Origin of the sequence: Rhizobium ruizarguesonis (assembly GCF_012349115.1) — a bacterium.
Classification (GTDB): Bacteria; Pseudomonadota; Alphaproteobacteria; order Rhizobiales; family Rhizobiaceae; genus Rhizobium; species Rhizobium ruizarguesonis.
This window is the reverse complement of record NZ_PQIG01000084.1, coordinates 1-15,632: the sequence shown is the minus strand read 5'-3', so window position 1 is coordinate 15,632 and position 15,632 is coordinate 1. Positions and strand designations below refer to the sequence as shown.

The 15,632-nt window shown below is 58.6% G+C and carries 13 protein-coding genes; 9 read left to right on the top strand and 4 right to left on the bottom strand.

Annotated features, from left to right (window positions below; all coding sequences use genetic code 11):
* Window positions 1-5 precede the first annotated feature (5 nt).
* The 5 genes from mnmE (at window position 6) to C3Y91_RS19600 (ending at window position 5,644) form a co-directional block, all read left to right on the top strand.
* Window positions 6-1,325: a tRNA uridine-5-carboxymethylaminomethyl(34) synthesis GTPase MnmE gene (mnmE, locus tag C3Y91_RS19620; RefSeq protein ID WP_018068931.1), complete on the top strand. Its 1,320-nt coding sequence runs from the start codon at window positions 6-8 to the stop codon at window positions 1,323-1,325.
* Between the two features lie 70 nt (window positions 1,326-1,395).
* Window positions 1,396-3,273 carry a tRNA uridine-5-carboxymethylaminomethyl(34) synthesis enzyme MnmG gene (gene mnmG, locus C3Y91_RS19615; protein ID WP_018068932.1) on the top strand — a complete coding sequence of 626 codons (1,878 nt, stop codon included), beginning with the start codon at window positions 1,396-1,398 and terminating at the stop codon, window positions 3,271-3,273.
* A 25-nt stretch (window positions 3,274-3,298) separates the two neighbouring features.
* Window positions 3,299-3,916 carry a 16S rRNA (guanine(527)-N(7))-methyltransferase RsmG gene (gene rsmG, locus C3Y91_RS19610; RefSeq protein WP_024322904.1) on the top strand — a complete coding sequence of 206 codons (618 nt, stop codon included), beginning with the start codon at window positions 3,299-3,301 and terminating at the stop codon, window positions 3,914-3,916.
* 19 nt (window positions 3,917-3,935) lie between these two features.
* Window positions 3,936-4,730: a ParA family protein gene (locus tag C3Y91_RS19605; RefSeq protein WP_018068934.1), complete on the top strand. Its 795-nt coding sequence runs from the start codon at window positions 3,936-3,938 to the stop codon at window positions 4,728-4,730.
* A gap of 32 nt (window positions 4,731-4,762) precedes the next feature.
* On the top strand, window positions 4,763-5,644 hold the full coding sequence (locus tag C3Y91_RS19600) for a ParB/RepB/Spo0J family partition protein (protein WP_018068935.1): 882 nt from the start codon (window positions 4,763-4,765) through the stop codon (window positions 5,642-5,644).
* A gap of 100 nt (window positions 5,645-5,744) precedes the next feature.
* Here the strand turns inward: C3Y91_RS19600 and holA are convergent, their stop codons facing one another.
* From holA to leuS, 3 genes are read right to left on the bottom strand one after another with little or no spacing between them, the layout of a single operon-like run.
* On the bottom strand, window positions 5,745-6,785 hold the full coding sequence (holA, locus tag C3Y91_RS19595) for a DNA polymerase III subunit delta (protein ID WP_018068936.1): 1,041 nt from the start codon (window positions 6,783-6,785) through the stop codon (window positions 5,745-5,747).
* A gap of 10 nt (window positions 6,786-6,795) precedes the next feature.
* Entirely contained in the window at window positions 6,796-7,317 is a 522-nt protein-coding gene (gene lptE, locus C3Y91_RS19590; RefSeq protein ID WP_018068937.1) for an LPS assembly lipoprotein LptE, read from the bottom strand.
* On the bottom strand, window positions 7,307-9,937 hold the full coding sequence (gene leuS / locus C3Y91_RS19585; protein WP_168575713.1) for a leucine--tRNA ligase: 2,631 nt from the start codon (window positions 9,935-9,937) through the stop codon (window positions 7,307-7,309). The genes lptE and leuS overlap by 11 nt, the downstream gene beginning before the upstream one ends.
* A gap of 200 nt (window positions 9,938-10,137) precedes the next feature.
* Here leuS and C3Y91_RS19580 point away from each other — a divergent pair, with 200 nt between their 5' ends.
* The 3 genes from C3Y91_RS19580 to C3Y91_RS19570 all read left to right on the top strand — a co-directional run bounded on the left by C3Y91_RS19580 (window position 10,138) and on the right by C3Y91_RS19570 (window position 13,983).
* Window positions 10,138-10,797, top strand: coding sequence for a YggS family pyridoxal phosphate-dependent enzyme (locus C3Y91_RS19580; protein WP_024322909.1), 660 nt, complete (start codon window positions 10,138-10,140; stop codon window positions 10,795-10,797).
* 82 nt (window positions 10,798-10,879) lie between these two features.
* Window positions 10,880-12,790, top strand: a complete 1,911-nt coding sequence (locus C3Y91_RS19575) for a propionyl-CoA synthetase (protein ID WP_130665306.1) — start codon at window positions 10,880-10,882, stop codon at window positions 12,788-12,790.
* A gap of 257 nt (window positions 12,791-13,047) precedes the next feature.
* Window positions 13,048-13,983, top strand: a complete 936-nt coding sequence (locus C3Y91_RS19570; RefSeq protein ID WP_018068942.1) for a flagellin N-terminal helical domain-containing protein — start codon at window positions 13,048-13,050, stop codon at window positions 13,981-13,983.
* A 79-nt stretch (window positions 13,984-14,062) separates the two neighbouring features.
* Here the strand turns inward: C3Y91_RS19570 and C3Y91_RS19565 are convergent, their stop codons facing one another.
* Window positions 14,063-14,767, bottom strand: coding sequence for a DUF1013 domain-containing protein (locus tag C3Y91_RS19565; protein WP_007632151.1), 705 nt, complete (start codon window positions 14,765-14,767; stop codon window positions 14,063-14,065).
* A gap of 231 nt (window positions 14,768-14,998) precedes the next feature.
* Between C3Y91_RS19565 and C3Y91_RS19560 the strand changes: the two genes are divergently transcribed.
* Window positions 14,999-15,632: AMP-binding protein (locus C3Y91_RS19560; RefSeq protein ID WP_168575712.1), on the top strand; the 634-nt coding region annotated here is incomplete at its 3' end.

Below are 15,632 nucleotides of genomic sequence, written 5' to 3'. Positions count from 1 at the left end.
GCGATATGGCCATGTTGAATGATACCATATATGCGCTATCGAGCGGTGCCCTGCCTTCGGGTGTTTCGGTCGTTCGAATCAGCGGGCCGCTGACCAGAGACACTTTGGTGAAGCTCGTCGGATCCGTTCCAACAGCCCGGCAGGCATCTTACCGGACGATTCGGACTCGTAACGATCAGCCGATCGATAGTGGTCTGGTGCTGTTTTTCCCTGCTCCGAATTCGTTTACCGGCGAGGATGTTGCCGAGCTGCAAATCCACGGCAGCAGGGCAGTGCTGGCGGCGCTGTTTCACGCGCTCGGCGATATTCCGGGTGTTCGAATGGCAGTCGAGGGCGAGTTCTCCCGCCGGGCCTTTGAAAACGGCAAACTTGATCTCGTCGAGGTTGAGGGTCTGGCCGACCTCATCGGCGCCGAGACCGAGATGCAGCGACGCCTTGCGGTCGAACACAGCGCAGGCGGGCTTTCCACAATTTACGATTCGTGGGCGGAACGATTAACGCGCGCCCGAGCGCTGATCGAGGCGGAACTTGATTTCCCCGACGAGGATGATGTTCCAGGGTCGGTGTCGGATATGGTCTGGGCCGATATGGGGGAACTTCGCGGTGATATCGAGCATCACCTAGCGGCAGCTTCGGCCGGCGAGATTATCAGAGACGGCTTCAAGGTGGTCATCGCCGGCGCTCCGAACGCCGGAAAATCGAGCCTGCTGAATGCTTTGGCCCGTCGTGACGTGGCAATTGTGACTGAGATTGCCGGAACCACGCGCGATGTCCTGCAGGTTGATCTCGATATTGATGGTTATCTGATCAAGCTCTATGACACAGCGGGACTTCGTGAGGCGGACGACAGGGTCGAAATGGAAGGCGTGCGGCGCGCGCGTATTGCGCTTCGCGATGCCGATCTTGTCCTGATGCTGGTTGACATGACGGATCCTCAGATTCCCGACGACTTGGAGCAAGCCTCTCCACATGTTACTGTCGGGACAAAGAAGGATCTCATCGATATCGCAGCGGATCGGTATGATCTGCAGATTTCGACGGCGACGGGTGACGGTCTGCCGGAACTACGGCGGTTGATCGGCAACATAGTCGACAAACGTTTTGCCGGCCTATCTATGGCAATCCCCAGCCGCCAACGGCATAAGGATTCGCTAGCGAAATGTTTAACGGCGCTCGATGCGGCAATATCGCAGGAGGATGTGAATCTCGAACTGCGGACCGAGCAGCTGCGAATTGCCGCTGAGTATTTGGGCAGAATTACCGGAAGAGTGGACGTCGAACAGCTGCTCGGGGTGATCTTCTCGGAGTTTTGTATCGGCAAATGATTCACGTGAAACCCTAGGCGCCAGCTTACGCTGGTTTCACGTGAAACGTCTGCCGGATGTGGAGTCTTGAATGACAGATAATGCCTTCGATGTGATTGTGATAGGTGGTGGCCATGCGGGCTCGGAGGCTGCCGGCGCAGCTGCGCGCCTCGGGGCGAAAACCGCTCTGATTACGCATAGACGCGACACGATTGGCGTCATGTCGTGTAATCCGGCAATCGGTGGGCTTGGCAAGGGCCATCTGGTTCGGGAAATTGACGCGATGGACGGCCTGATGGGTCGTATTGCCGATGCTGCGGGCATTCAGTTCAGGATGCTGAACAAGAAGAAGGGCGCGGCTGTCCGCGGTCCGCGGACACAGGCCGATCGAAAGCTTTATCGCCTTGCAATGCTGGCGGCGATCGAAGCGACTCCAGGCCTGGATATCATCGAAGGCGATGCGTTCGATCTGGACGTTGTCGATGGTCGCGTCACCGGTGTGATTATGAAGGATGGTCGAACCCTGAAAGCGCCGGCGGTGGTTTTGACCACTGGAACCTTTCTGCGCGGTCTTATTCATATCGGTTCGGAAAAGACACCGGCCGGGCGTGTCGGTGAAGCGCCGTCGATCGGATTGTCTGCGACCCTCGCCCGCTTGGGATTGCGGTTGGGACGTCTGAAGACCGGAACACCAGCGCGGCTGGATGGAAAGACAATCGACTGGCAATCCGTCGGCCGACAAGGGGCTGACGAGGAGCTTGTTCCGTTCTCCTTCATGACCGACGCGATTACCACGCCACAGATCGAATGCGGGGTCACCAGGACGACCGAAGCGACCCATCGCATTATTGTCGACAACATTATGCGCTCGGCGATGTATTCCGGGCAGATCGAAGGCGTCGGGCCTCGTTATTGTCCGTCTATCGAAGACAAGCTGGTGAAATTCGGAGAGCGGGATGGACATCAGGTCTTTCTCGAGCCCGAGGGACTGGACGATGACACGGTCTATCCGAACGGGATTTCTACCTCCTTGCCGGCGGAGGTTCAGGCCGAATTCATCAAAACGATTCCGGGTCTTGAAGTGGCAAGAATTCTGCAACCGGGCTATGCGATCGAATATGATCATGTTGATCCGAGAGAGCTGACGCCGTCGCTTGAAGTCAAACGGTTGAAAGGCCTGTTTCTCGCCGGTCAGATCAATGGCACCACCGGATATGAGGAGGCTGCCGCCCAGGGTCTGGCAGCCGGGTTGAATGCTGCATTGCGAAGCATCGATTCGGAACCGTTCCATTTTAGCCGAACGAGTTCCTATATCGGCGTCATGATCGACGATCTCACCTCACGCGGCGTTACGGAGCCGTACCGAATGTTTACATCGCGCGCGGAGTATCGGCTGACTTTACGGGCTGACAATGCCGATATGCGTTTGACGCCCCTGGCCATGCGGCTCGGATGCGTGAGCAGCGAGCGGGTACAGCGATTCACGTCCTATCAGGCCGAAATCGAAAATGGCCGGGCGCTGTTGCAGTCGCTGACGGTCACGCCGAATGAAGCGCGACGCGCGGGCCTGAATATAAATCTCGATGGGCAGCGCCGAACTGCCTATGATTTGCTTTCCTATCCGAATTATGATCTGGCCGCGCTCCGGCATGTTTGGCCGGAGGCGCTTGACGCGATCGGGCCGAAAGTCGCGGAAGCGTTGGAAATCGAGGCCGGGTATTCGGTTTATCTGGATCGACAAGCCACGGCGATTGCCGATCAACAACGCGACGAAGACCGGCAGATACCGCTAGAATTCAATTATAACGTACTCTCCGGTCTCTCGAACGAGCTCAAGGCAAAACTCAGCGCTGCTCGACCTTTCAACATCGCCCAGGCCGCAATCGTTGAAGGGATGACGCCCGCAGCAATCGCATTGCTGCTTGTGCACTTGCGTCGCCTACCCTCTTCTGCTCGTCACAGCGCCTGATTACAAGATTTGAGAGACTTTCAGAATGGAATTAAACGGTTTGCGTGTTTCACGTGAAACACAGGAGCGGCTGCAACACTTTGCAGCGCTGTTTCAGAAGTGGGCGAAAGCAATTAATCTGGTGGCGCCGTCGACACTCGATGATCTATGGCACCGGCACATCGCCGATAGCAGCCAGATTTTTCAGATTCATCCGCAACCGGTTACCTGGGTTGACCTCGGCAGTGGAGGTGGCTTTCCGGGCGTTATTACGGCGATTTTCCTGGCCGAGCTGCAAGGTGGATGGGTCCATCTGGTCGAAAGCAACCATAAAAAGGCAGCGTTTCTGCGGACCGCTCTACGGGAAACAAATGCGCGCGGCAGCGTGCATAGCATTCGAATCGAAGATGCCTATACGGAGGTTGGCGAATGCGGAGCGATTTCAGCGCGCGCGCTTACCGATCTTGATGGGCTTATCGGGTATTCGGCCGCTTGGATGCTTGGCAAGGAAAATTGTCGTGGCTTTTTTCATAAAGGCCGGGATTACCGGAAGGAAATCGACAAAGCACGTGGTCGGTGGGAATTCGATCTGTTAGAACATAGAAGCGCCGTCGAGCAGGAATCTGTTATTTTGGAAGTATCAAATCTCCGGCGCTTGGTTTAACAGATCGGATATTGCGGCAATGGCTGGCGAACGACATCGGATTATCACCATCGCAAATCAGAAGGGTGGCGTTGGCAAGACGACCACAGCAATCAATCTGGCAACAGCGCTTGCTGCCATTGGTGAGCGCGTCTTGATCATCGATCTCGACCCGCAGGGCAATGCCAGCACCGGCCTCGGTATCGATCGTCGTGATCGCAAGCTTTCCTCCTACGATCTGATGATTGGTGATCGTGGCATCCCCGAAGTGACTCTCGAGACAGCGGTTCCCAATCTCTTTATCGTCCCGTCGACGATGGATCTGCTTGGCATCGAGATGGAGATCTCGCAGCAAAGCGATCGGGTCTTCAAATTGCGGAAAGCCTTGTCTTCGCCGGAGGCCGTGGCGTTTTCCTATATTCTTCTGGACTGCCCGCCGTCGTTCAATCTGCTGACGATGAATGCCATGGCGGCAGCTCATTCGGTCTTGGTGCCGTTGCAATGTGAATTCTTTGCGCTGGAGGGATTGAGCCAGCTGCTTGAAACCGTCAGCCAGGTTCGGCGAACGGTTAATCCGCGTCTGGATATTCAAGGGATCGTCTTGACGATGTTCGATGCGCGCAACAATCTTGCCCAGCAGGTGGTCAATGACGTGCGCACGCATCTCGGCGAAAAGGTTTACCACACGTTAATTCCGCGCAACGTCCGCGTTTCCGAGGCGCCGTCCTATGGCAAGCCGGCTATTCTCTATGATTTGAAGTGCGCGGGCAGCCAGGCCTACCTGCAGTTGGCCTCTGAGGTCATCCAACGGGAGCGCCAGAGACTGGCCGCGTGACATCATTTTAGGGGTGTAGGTGAGTGTAGATCATGAATGACGATGTATCGAAGAGGCGATTGGGCCGTGGCCTTGCGGCGTTGATTGGTGAAATGGATCAGCCCGTCCCGGTGGAAGCCGAGCGGATTGTCAGTGCCGACAGGATGATCCCGATCGAGTTCGTTAGCCGCAATCCCCGCAATCCTCGTCGTTTCTTCGATGATGCTGAGCTTCATGATCTCGCAAGTTCCATTCGTCAACACGGTATCGTTCAGCCGATTGTTGTGCGGACGATGTCGCGGGATCGTTATGAAATCATCGCCGGCGAGCGACGTTGGCGCGCAGCTCAGCTTGCCGGGCTGATCGAGATTCCTGTCATCGTCCGTGACGTCGATGATAAGACGGCGCTGGAAATTGCCATTGTCGAAAACGTACAGCGCGCGGATCTCAATGCCCTCGAAGAGGCGTTGGGTTATGAGCAGCTTATTGCTGAATATGGTTACACCCAGAACGACCTTGGGGAAATCATTGGTAAAAGCCGCAGCCACGTTGCCAATTCCTTGCGCTTGCTGAAGCTGCCTGATCCGGTTCGCGATCTGCTTGCCGCCGGCAGCCTGTCGGCTGGGCACGCGCGTGCATTGGTTTCAACATCCGACCCGGCAAGTCTTGCCCGTACGATCGTTGCCAAGGGCATGTCGGTGCGTGATGCGGAAAAGCTGGCGCAAAACAATATCAAGGCCCAATCGGAGCCGCAGCAGGCGACATTGCGGCGAGATCAGAAGGATTCTGACACGCTGGCGCTGGAACGGACACTTTCCGATGCGCTCGGCCTTGATGTTGCGATCAATCACAAGGCAAGCGGCGGCCAGATCAAAATTTCCTATAAGTCACTGGAGCAGCTCGAGGAAATCTGCCGCTTACTCGAAAGGCGCTAGAGCGCCGTGCGTCCTGAGGACGCACAAAGGACGCTCTAACTTCAACCCTCGCAATGTGCTGTCCGATGATCAATCTCGATTTTCGGTCAACGCGCGTTGGTCAGGCGGATTTCCGGCCGGATTGAAGGGTGGTGGAAAGAAGCGTTTGCATCGCAACGCTGTCTTCCAGCACCTGCCGCCGTCTGCTTTGCAGAATAGCGGCCTGTAGCCGATTGGATTCACGGGCGATGCTTTCCGCGGTCCATTGGCGCAGTGCCTGTTCGATAATCGGCTTGCGGCGGAAATGCAAATGCCGCCCCATCGTCTGCATGATCTGAGGTGCCTGCAGCCGTTTTTCATCCATTTCGGCGCGCATCGAATCCAGAAGTTGGAATTGCTTCAGGCATGCCTGCAGAACGAGAAAGATCGCGGTTTTTGAACTACTGATCTTTTGCATGGCGTGCAGAAAGGCATTGAGATCACCGCCGAGAATGGCGTCGACGGCGTCGTCAACCGAGATAGCGCTGGCGTCGCCGATTATTTCGGTAACGTGATGTTCTTCGATCGTATTGAAGCCGCGGCAGTAAAGAGCGAGCTTGCGCACCTCGTTTCGGGAAGCGATCCGATCGCCGCCGATCAACGCGATCAGCGCCTGGCGCGCGGCCGGCGTAATGCCGAGCTTCTCTGCGCTAAGTTCAGTATCGATCAAGGCATTCAAGGCGCGGCTGTCGTCGGCGTAGGACGGGATCGTCATGACAGATCGTGCGGCTTCGGCGGTCTTGCGCAGCAGCGAGCCCTTCTTCAGGTCGCCGGCCTCGACGATCAGATAGGCGGCTTCGAGTGGTTTTTCAGCCAGCAGCGCCAGGGAGTCGACCAGGTATTTCTCGTTGGCGGCACCGCGGATCCAGATCAGTTTCTCACCGCCGAACAGCCCGATCGACTGGACCTCGTCGACCAACCGCCCGGGATCCTTCTGCAGGTCGCCGACATCGAGTTTCGTCAGCGAGAAGGGATCGTCAAGCGCGACACCGCTCTTGCCGGCGAGCAAGCCCGCTCGTTCGGAAACAAGGCCGCGATCCGGCCCGTAGATGACGAAAATCCGATAGTTCCGTGCCGATTTCTGCAGGAAGGTATCGAATTCGTGGGATTTTATCTCGGCCACATCTCCGCCCTCAGCGGCTGAGGGCAGCGGCGATATCGGCCCCTACGAATTCCGCTACCTGATCTGCCGCACGGTTTTGGGCATCACGGATTGCGCGCTGCTTTGCGAATTCCTGGTCAGGGAAATCCACCAGCGCCGTGGTCGCGCGGCTGCCGGCCTTGATGACATGATTGTCGGTCGCCGCGCGTAGCGTGTAGGTGACGCTGACGGTCACACGACCGGCTCGCGACGTATCGTCGGATTCGGTCAGCAACGTATCGGCAACGGTCGACGTGGCGTGCATTTCGACCTGATATTCCGGTTTTTCCGGCTCGCCGGCCCCACGTGACGCTAGGAAGACCAAGTGGTTACGGACCTGTTGTTCGATGCGGCTGCCTGCTGGGGAAAAGCCGACCGAGGAAAGCTTTTCAGTGACACCGGAACTCTCGGAGTAGAGCGGACGAACCTGGCAGGCGGAGAGAAAAGCCGCGGAGGCAAGGATCATAGCGATGCCGGCATTGCGGGCCAGCTTGCAAGCGATATCAGACGACAATGTTTACAATCCTTTGGGGAACCACGATGATCTTTTTCGGTGCCTGTCCGTTCAACGCGTTCTTCACCGCATCCAGATCCAGCACGGCGTCGGTAACGGCATTCTGATCTGCATCGCGAGAAATTGTCAATTCAGCGCGTTTCTTGCCATTGATCTGTACCGGCAGGACGACATCGTTTTCGATAACGAGTGTTTCGTCGTACTGCGGCCAGCTTGCCCGGGCAAGCAACCTTTCATTGCCGAGTGCGGCCCAGCATTCCTCAGCGAGATGCGGCGTCATCGGAGAGACGAGTTGAATCAGGATCTCTGCGGCATCGCGTACCGCCGCGCGGTAGGTTGCATCACCCTCGCCCGCCGCAACCTTCGTCATCGGTGCGGCCAGCGCGTTGACGAGTTCATAAATTCGGGCAACGGCCTTGTTGAACCAGAGCTTGTCATAGTCGTTCTGGACGGCCTTCAGCGTTTTGTGGGCAGCCTGCGAGATTGACAACGCTTCCCCATCGGTTGCCGGCGCCGGTGCGACGGCGGAGAGCGCCTCCGCAGCTTCGGAAATCAGGCGCCACAAACGCTGGGTAAAGCGATGAGCGCCTTCGACGCCCGCTTCGGACCAGATGACATCGCGCTCCGGCGGGGAGTCGGACAGAACGAAGAAACGAGCGGTATCAGCGCCGTAGGAGGCAATGATATCGTCAGGATCGACGACGTTCTTCTTCGACTTAGACATTTTCTCGATCGAGCCGATCGCGACTTCCTCGCCCGACGTCAGCAGGAAAGCCCGGCGTTTGCCGTCGAGTTCGTCGATGCGGATATCGGCGGGTGCCACCCATTCGCGGCCGGCGCCGGCGCCGCGGCTATAGGTTTCGTGGACCACCATGCCTTGGGTGAAGAGACCCTTAAAAGGTTCGGTGGCGGCGACGTGACCGGTCTCGCGCATGGCGCGGGTGAAGAAGCGAGAATAGAGCAGGTGCAGGATCGCGTGCTCGATGCCGCCGATATACTGGTCGACCGGCAGCCAGCGGTTTGCCGCTTCCGGATCGGTCGGCTTGTCTTCCCAGGGCGCGGTGAAGCGGGTGAAATACCAGCTCGAATCGACGAAGGTATCCATTGTATCCGTCTCGCGGCGTGCATCCTTGCCGCAGTTCGGGCAAGAGACATGACGCCAGGTCGGATGACGGTCGAGCGGATTGCCGGGCTGGTCGAAAGCGACGTCGTCGGGCAGTTTGACAGGCAGGTCCTCCTTCGGCACCGGCACGACACCGCAATCATCGCAATGGATGACCGGGATCGGGCAGCCCCAATAACGCTGGCGGGAAATACCCCAGTCGCGCAGACGGAAGTTGACCTTGCGCTCGCCCTGCGGTGCATTGCCGAGCGAAGCGGCCGACACCCGATCGGCGACGACATCGAAGGCTTCCTCTGTGGTCTTGCCGTCGAGGAAGCGCGAATTGATCATCACACCATCACCGTCATAGGCCGTGTCGCCGACGGAAAAGCTTGCCGCATCGCCATCCCTTGGCATGACGACGGCCACAACCGGCAGGTCATATTTGCGTGCAAAATCAAGGTCGCGCTGGTCGCCCGACGGGCAGCCGAAGATCGCGCCCGTGCCGTAATCCATCAGGACGAAGTTGGCGATATAGACGGGCAGCTCCCAAGAGGGATCAAGCGGATGCCTGACGCGGATACCGGTATCCATGCCCTTCTTTTCGGCGGTCTCGAGCGCTGCGAGCGACGTGCCCGCGCGACGGCACTCCTCGCAGAAGGCGTCGATATCAGGGTTCTTCGCGGCGGCATCCTTCGCCAGCGGATGATCGGCGGCGATCGCCAGGAAAGAGGCGCCGAAGAGCGTGTCCGGCCGGGTCGTATAGACCGTGACTTCGCTCTCGCCGGCAGGTGCCGTTTCCGGCACGATCTCCCAGCGGATCGTCAGGCCCTCCGAACGGCCGATCCAGTTCTTCTGCATCAGGCGGACTTTTTCCGGCCACTGGTCGAGCGTATCCAGCGCGTCCAGCAGATCCTGGCTAAAGTCGGTGATCTTGAAGAACCATTGCGTCAATTCGCGCTGTTCGACGAGCGCACCGGAACGCCAGCCGCGTCCATCGATTACCTGTTCGTTGGCGAGCACGGTATTATCGACAGGATCCCAGTTGACCTTGGACTGCTTGCGATAGACCAGGCCCTTCTCCAGGAAATCCACGAAGAGATGCTGCTGGTGCTGGTAATATTCGACGTCGCAGGTGGCGAATTCGCGGCTCCAGTCCAGCGAAAGCCCCATGGCCTTCAGCTGCGCCTTCATCGAGGCGATATTCTGGTAGGTCCAAGAGGCGGGGTGAACGCCACGCTCCATGGCGGCATTCTCCGCCGGCATGCCGAAGGCGTCCCAGCCCATTGGATGCAGCACGTTGTAACCGCGGGCGCGCTTGTAGCGGGCGACGACATCGCCCATGGCGTAATTGCGGACATGGCCCATATGGATGCGCCCCGACGGATAGGGGAACATTTCGAGGACGTAATATTTTTCGCGCGGATCGGCGTTGTCGGTCTCGAAGACCTTGTCTTCATTCCATTTCTGCTGCCAGCGGGGCTCGGCGTCGCGCGGATTATAACGTTCGGTGGCCATGGTATTCGTATTTCCGGAAAATCAGGGGAGTTGGTCGAGACCTTCACCATGAAACCACCGTAGCGTCAAGTTTTGCAGGCGCTGCAAGAGTCCGATCTTGATCACGCGCAAGCGATTTCGCGAAGGCGGGTCTTGGCAAGCACAGGTTGGCTGGTTAGTTCATTGCCAATCCTTTCATGCTGGTATGTCGAGGCAGAACGATGGAACTTCAAGAGCGGTTGAACGACGTGCGATCACGGATTGCGGCCGAGGAACGCGCGGCAGGTCGTCCGGCGGGTTCCGTTCAGCTCGTCGCGGTGTCGAAGACCTTCGAGGCGGACGCAATCCGACCGGCCATCGAAGCCGGACAGCGGGTTTTCGGCGAGAACCGCGTGCAGGAAAGCCAGGGCAAGTGGCCGGCGCTGAAGGCTGAGCGGCTCGATATCGAGCTGCATCTGATCGGACCGCTGCAATCGAACAAGGCGGCGGATGCCGTAGCGCTTTTCGACGTCATCGAGACGGTGGACCGGGAAAAGATCGCCCGCGCGCTTGCCGAGGAGATGAAGCGGCAAGCCAAGACGCTGCGGCTCTACGTCCAGGTCAATAGCGGGCTCGAACCGCAGAAGGCGGGCATTGCTCCTGACGACACGCCAGCCTTCGTCGCCTTCTGCCGCGACGAGCTCGGCCTTTCCATCGAAGGGTTGATGTGCATTCCGCCGGCCGAGGAAAACCCCGGGCCGCATTTCGCCCTGCTGGCAAAGCTCGCGCTCAAATGCGGCGTCGAAAAACTTTCCATGGGCATGTCGGGCGACTACGAGACGGCTATCGCCTTCGGCGCCACAAGCGTCCGCGTCGGATCGGCGATTTTCGGCGCGCGCTGATACGCGGCTTTGGTCGGGCTTCCTGTCTCGCTTCACCCCGTCTAGATTTAAGATCGAGGTTGCATGTCCTGGGGAGGAGCAAATGCAGAACGGCTATCATCAGGCCTATGCGGCCTGGAAACGCGATCCCGAAGCCTTCTGGCGCGAAGCAGCCGTCGGCATCGACTGGTTCAAGCCGCCGGAGCGGATTTTTTCGCCCAATGAGGGCGTCTATGGCCGCTGGTTCTCTGGAGCGGAAACCAATACCTGCCACAATTGCCTGGACCGGCACGTGGCTGCCGGCCGCGGCGGCGAGACAGCGGTCATCTTCGACAGCGCAATGAACGGCGAGAAGCGTCATTTCACCTATGACGAGGTGCTTCGGGATGTGATGGCCATTGCAGCAGCGCTGGTCGAGCGCGGCATCGGCAAAGGCGATCGCGTCATCCTTTATATGCCGATGGTGCCGGAGGCGGTCTTTTCCATGCTCGCCTGCGCCCGCATCGGTGCGGTTCACTCCGTCGTTTTCGGCGGGTTTGCCGCCAGCGAACTTGCGGCGCGCATCGACGATTGCGGTGCGAAGCTGGTGATCACCGCGAGCTGCGGGCTCGAGCCTGGTCGCATCGTCGCCTACAAGCCTCTGGTCGATCAGGCGATCGAGATCGCGCATTCGAAGCCGGGCCGCTGTCTGGTGCTGCAGCGGCCTGAGCTTCGCGCAGATCTCGCCAGCGGTCGCGATCAGGATTTCGAGACGGCGGTGGCGCGGCATCGTGGCGCCGAGATCGCCTGTGTCTCCGTCAAGGCGACCGATCCGCTCTACATCCTCTATACCTCGGGCACGACAGGCCAGCCGAAGGGCGTCGTGCGCGACAATGGCGGCCATATGGTCGCGCTCAACTGGTCGATGCGGAATATCTACGGCTTGAAGCCGGGCGAGGTCTTCTGGACGGCTTCGGATATCGGCTGGGTCGTCGGACATTCCTATATCGTCTATGCCCCGCTGCTATCAGGCGTAACCACACTGATCTTCGAGGGGAAGCCGGTCGGCACTCCAGATGCGGGCACATTTTGGCGCATTGTTTCAGAATATCAGGTGCGGGTGCTCTTCACGGCGCCAACGGCATTCCGCGCCATCCGGCGGGAGGACGGTGACGGTGAACTGATGCGCCAATATCCTATGCCGGATCTACGGGCGCTGTTTCTGGCCGGCGAGAGGGCGGATCCCGAAACGTTGAAATGGGCGGAGCGCATGCTTGGCATACCCGTCATCGATCATTGGTGGCAGACGGAGACCGGCTGGCCAATCGCGGCAAATCCGCTCGGTCTCGGTGCCCTTCCCATCAAGCACGGTTCGCCGACACTGCCGATGCCCGGCTATGATATTGCGGTGCTCGATGATGCCGGTCATCCGATCGAGGCGGGAACGCTTGGCAATATCGTCATCAAGCTGCCCTTGCCGCCCGGCTGTCTGCCGACCCTCTGGAACGCGGACGAGCGTTTCCGATCGGCCTATCTCGACGAGTTTCCCGGTTACTACAAGACGGCCGACGCCGGCTATGTCGACGAAGACGGCTATCTCTTCATCATGTCGCGCACCGACGACATCATCAATTGCGCCGGTCATCGGCTCTCGACCGGGGCGATGGAGGAGGTCTGCGCGCGTCATCCCGATGTCGCCGAATGCGCTGTTATCGGCGTGATCGATGTGCTGAAGGGTCAGGCGCCCTGCGGTTTCCTGGTGCTGAAACGACATGTTTCCCGGGACGCGACGGCGATCGAATCAGAGGTCGTGGCGATGATTCGTGATTCGATCGGGCCTGTCGCCGCCTTCAAGACGGCCATCACCGTTAACCGGTTGCCGAAGACACGCTCCGGCAAAATCCTGCGCGGCACGATGCAGAAGATCGCTGATGGCATACCGTGGAAAATGCCTGCAACCATTGATGATCCAACGATTTTAGAGGAAATTGCCGAGGCGCTGCGTGGGCGCGGTTTGGGCTCCCTGCCGATGTGAAATTAAACTTTCGGTAAAGCTAATTGAGGAATTGTTAACCATGTTGTTGCAAGCATTTGTTAACGGCAATGGCTTGCATAGCAGGCTTTGCATGACGCGGTCGCCGTTACCGGCCTACTGCATAATTCCTTAAATCGGAATCGATTTAAGGCCAAAATTATGCAGCAGTAGAAGTGCTACAGCGTCCTTTGCGCGTCTGAAAGACGCGCGGCGCTGTAGTCCGGATTGCCTCTTTCTCAACGATTGTGGAACGGATCATGACAAGCATCCTTACCAACAACGCTGCCATGGCAGCGCTGCAGACTTTGCGCGGCGTAAACGATAGCCTCAAGGACACCCAGGGTCGCGTTTCATCGGGTTATCGTGTCGAAAAGGCGGCTGACAATGCCGCTTACTGGTCGATTGCTACGACCATGCGTTCTGACAACAAGGCGCTTTCGGCCGTCTCCGACGCGCTCGGTCTCGGCGCGGCCAAGGTCGATACCGCCTATTCGGCCATGGATAGCGCACTCGATGTCGTCAGTGACATCAAGGCCAAGATCGTCGCCGCCACGGAAAAGGGCGTCGACAAGACGAAGATCCAGCAAGAACTCGACCAGCTGCAGGAGCAACTGCTCAGCATCGCTCAATCGGCGTCCTTCTCCGGCGAGAACTGGGTTGCCGGCGCCTCCGGCACGAAGAGCGTTGTTTCGTCCTTCGTGCGCGACGGCAGCAATGCCGTCTCCGTCAAGATGACGGACTACGTGCTTGATTCGGGCTCGCTTGGAAACGTGCTTTTCGGCATGACGAGCACCGGTGCAATCGAGACGTCCAGCGGTATCATCGGCACGGCCTTCAACGGAACCTATGGCGGCACCGTCATCGTCATGGCGTCAATATATGATCTCGACATCACCGGTTTCACCCAGGGTCAGCTTGACGCAGCCCTGACCGGTGTCGAACTGGTTCTCGGCGCTATGACCGCCGCCGGCTCGGCATTGGGCTCGATCTCGACCCGGATCCAGCTGCAGGAAACATTCGTCAGCGGTCTGCACGATTCGATCGACTCCGGCGTCGGCCGTCTGGTCGATGCCGATATGGAAGAGGAATCGAGCAAGCTCTCGGCGTTGCAGACGCAGCAGCAGCTCGCCATCCAGTCGCTATCGATCGCCAACAGTTCGGCGCAGAACATTCTCACCCTGTTCCGCAGCTAATTCGAAACAGCCAATCCGCAACAAAAAACCCCGCCGGTCAGCTCATACCGGCGGGGTTTTTTGTGAGATCTATGATGTCTCAGTACTGATCGTCGTCCTCGTCCTTCGGCGCCGAGCGCAGCGAGCTCAGCTTGCGGAAGACGGCATCGGCGTCGATTTCCTTTTCCTTTTCCTCCTCGCGCTCGTAGCTCGGGGTCAGGCGCTCGGTTTCCTGAGCCGATTGCAGCGTTGCGCCAAGCTCGGCAGCGGTCGGCAGCGGACGGCCCTTGGAGGCCTTTTCCACTTCCATGTCGAGATCGATCTGGCTGCAGAGGCCGAGCGTTACCGGATCCATCGGCGCCAGGTTGGCGGAGTTCCAGTGGGTGCGCTCGCGGATTTGCTCGATGGTCGACTTCGTCGTGCCGACGAGGCGGGAAATCTGCGCGTCCTTCAGCTCCGGATGGTTGCGAACGAGCCAGAGAATGGCGTTCGGGCGGTCCTGGCGCTTGGAAACCGGCGTATAACGCGGACCGCGGCGCTTGGATTCCGGCACGCGCACCTTCGGTTCGGAAAGCTTCAGCTTGTGGTTCGGGTTGGCCTCGGCGCGGGCAATCTCGTCGCGGGAAAGCTGTCCTGTCGAGATCGGGTCGAGGCCCTTGATGCCCTGCGCCGCTTCGCCGTCGGCGATCGCCTTGACTTCGAGCGGATGCAGTTTGCAGAACTGCGCGATCTGATCGAAAGACAGTGCCGTATTGTCGACGAGCCAGATGGCGGTCGCCTTCGGCATGAGCAGTGTTTGAGCCATGGATATAGTCCTTCTATCGTCCGCGCCGGTCGCGGTCCGTGGATTGTCACCACAATGTCCGGGAAATATGCCGCTATATAACCGCACTGTCGCATAATTGCAATTCTTCCGAAATGAAATGACCTTCGTCTAATTGCCGTGACGGTGCGAACTGCTATGAATTGCCGTGATTTCAGTCCGGGCCCTTCCTAGCTCACGCGGCCCGTCGCATGTCCCATGAGGAGGAGTTGCATGTCGGAGAAGATCTATCCGGTCACGAAGCCGGTGAAGGCGCGCGCCCTGATCGATAAGGAAAAGTACCTGAAATGGTACGAGGAAAGCGTCGAGAACCCGGATAAGTTCTGGGGCAAGCACGGCAAGCGGATCGACTGGTTCAAGCCCTATACCAAGGTCAAGAACACTTCCTTTACCGGCAAGGTTTCGATCAAGTGGTTCGAGGACGGTCAGACAAACGTCTCCTACAACTGCATCGACCGGCATCTGAAAACGAATGGCGACCAGGTGGCGATCATTTGGGAAGGCGACAACCCCTATATCGATAAGAAGGTCACCTATAACGAGCTCTACGAGCATGTCTGCCGGATGGCGAACGTCTTGAAGAAGCACGGCGTCAAGAAGGGCGATCGCGTCACCATCTACATGCCGATGATCCCCGAAGCCGCCTATGCGATGCTCGCCTGCGCTCGCATCGGCGCGGTGCACTCGGTCGTCTTCGGCGGTTTCTCGCCGGAGGCCTTGGCGGGGCGTATCGTCGATTGCGAATCCACCTTCGTCATCACCTGCGACGAAGGCGTGCGCGGCGGCAAGCCGGTGCCGCTGAAGGACAATACCGATACGGCTATTCACATTGCAGCACGCCAGCACG

Coding starts and splice junctions, on each gene's coding strand:
- C3Y91_RS19580 (WP_024322909.1), top strand. CDS start 10,138: ATGGAACTTCAAGAGCGGTTGAACGACGTGCGATCACGGATTGCGGCC.
- mnmE (WP_018068931.1), top strand. CDS start 6: ATGGCCATGTTGAATGATACCATATATGCGCTATCGAGCGGTGCCCTG.
- C3Y91_RS19565 (WP_007632151.1), bottom strand. CDS start 14,767: ATGGCTCAAACACTGCTCATGCCGAAGGCGACCGCCATCTGGCTCGTC.
- mnmG (WP_018068932.1), top strand. CDS start 1,396: ATGACAGATAATGCCTTCGATGTGATTGTGATAGGTGGTGGCCATGCG.
- leuS (WP_168575713.1), bottom strand. CDS start 9,937: ATGGCCACCGAACGTTATAATCCGCGCGACGCCGAGCCCCGCTGGCAG.
- C3Y91_RS19600 (WP_018068935.1), top strand. CDS start 4,763: ATGAATGACGATGTATCGAAGAGGCGATTGGGCCGTGGCCTTGCGGCG.
- C3Y91_RS19605 (WP_018068934.1), top strand. CDS start 3,936: ATGGCTGGCGAACGACATCGGATTATCACCATCGCAAATCAGAAGGGT.
- rsmG (WP_024322904.1), top strand. CDS start 3,299: ATGGAATTAAACGGTTTGCGTGTTTCACGTGAAACACAGGAGCGGCTG.
- C3Y91_RS19570 (WP_018068942.1), top strand. CDS start 13,048: ATGACAAGCATCCTTACCAACAACGCTGCCATGGCAGCGCTGCAGACT.
- C3Y91_RS19575 (WP_130665306.1), top strand. CDS start 10,880: ATGCAGAACGGCTATCATCAGGCCTATGCGGCCTGGAAACGCGATCCC.